We start from the raw sequence: 1,271 nt of genomic DNA on the forward strand, positions 1-1,271 counted from the left end.
TGACGTGACCCCCGTTTCTCATCCAGCCATAACGAGAGTCCTAGGTTGATCTGAGCTGTGATCGGCTGGGTTGGCAAGAGGCCGGTCTGCGCAGCCATCAACCAGCGCAGCAGGCCGGCCGATGTGTCCGGTGAGCGCTTCTGCATAAGCCTGCGGCGTCAGCCACCCGAGCTTCGAGTGCGGACGCTGCTCGTTGTAATCGCGTCGCCACGCCTCCAGCACGGCGCGAGCGTGCGGCAGCGAGCGGAACAGCGTCTCGTTCAGCAGCTCGTCACGCAGCCGCCCGTTGAAGCTTTCGTTGAAGCCGTTCTGCTGGGGCTTGCCCGGCGCGATGTAGTGCCAGCCGACGCCGGTGTCGTCGGCCCAGGCCAGGACCGCGTTCGAGGTGTACTCCGTGCCGTTGTCGCTGACGATGGTGTCGGGCCGCCCTCGCTGCCGGATGACGGCGTCCAACTCCCGCACGACCCGCGCGCCCGACAGCGAGGTGTCGGCCACCAGCGCCAGGCACTCGCGCGTACAGTTATCGATCACCGTCAGGATGCGGAAGCGCCGCCCGTCCGTCAGCTGGTCTGCGACGAAGTCCAGCGACCAGCGCTGGTTGGGCGCCAGCGGCAGGTCCAGCGGTCGCCGCGTGCCCATCGCTCGCTTCCGGCCGCCGCGCCGGCGCACCGTCAGTTGCTCGTCGCGATAGATCCGCTGGACCCGTTTCCTGTTGACCGCATGGCCCTCGCGCCGCAGCAGCACGTGCAGGCGACGATAGCCGAACCGTCGACGTTCCTGGGCCAGGGCCTTCAGCCGGTCGCGCAGAGCGCCGTCGTCCGGGCGCGTCGCCTGATAGCGCACGCTCGTCCGATCGACGCCCAGAACACGGCACGCCCGCCTTTCGCTCATCTCGTAGGCGGCCTGCAGATGGCCAGCCGCCTCGCGATAGCCGGCGGGCGTCACCACTTTTTTCCCAGCAGGTCCTTCAGGGCCACGTTGTCCAGCATCGCGTCCGCCAGCATCCGCTTCAGCCGGGCGTTCTCATCCTCGAGCGCCTTGAGCCGCCGAGCCTCCGACACGTCGAGCCCGCCAAACTTGGCCTTCCATTTGTAAAAGGTCGCCGAGCTGACCCCGTGGCGTCGGCACACCTCCGCCGTCGCTACACCGGCCTCCTGCTCCCGCAGGATCCCGATGATCTGCTCTTCCGTGAACCTCGATCGCTTCATTCTGTCCGTCCTTCGTTGGGCGGACTCTAGCTATTCCTGGAGGAGTTTCAGGGGGTCACGTCA

At 67.1% G+C, this 1,271-nt stretch carries 1 protein-coding gene; it reads right to left on the minus strand.

Annotated features, from left to right (window positions below; all coding sequences use genetic code 11):
• Window positions 1–18: 18 nt before the first annotated feature.
• Window positions 19–1,208 (minus strand): IS3 family transposase gene (locus tag GGQ93_RS16120; RefSeq protein WP_165906610.1). Its coding sequence is split into 2 segments (ribosomal slippage): window positions 19–956 and window positions 956–1,208, totalling 1,191 coding nucleotides; the frame shifts between segments, so codons are not numbered across the junction.
• Between the last annotated feature and the right edge of the window lie 63 nt (window positions 1,209–1,271).

Source organism: Brevundimonas aurantiaca (genome assembly GCF_014199955.1).
GTDB classification, from domain to species: Bacteria; Pseudomonadota; Alphaproteobacteria; order Caulobacterales; family Caulobacteraceae; genus Brevundimonas; species Brevundimonas aurantiaca.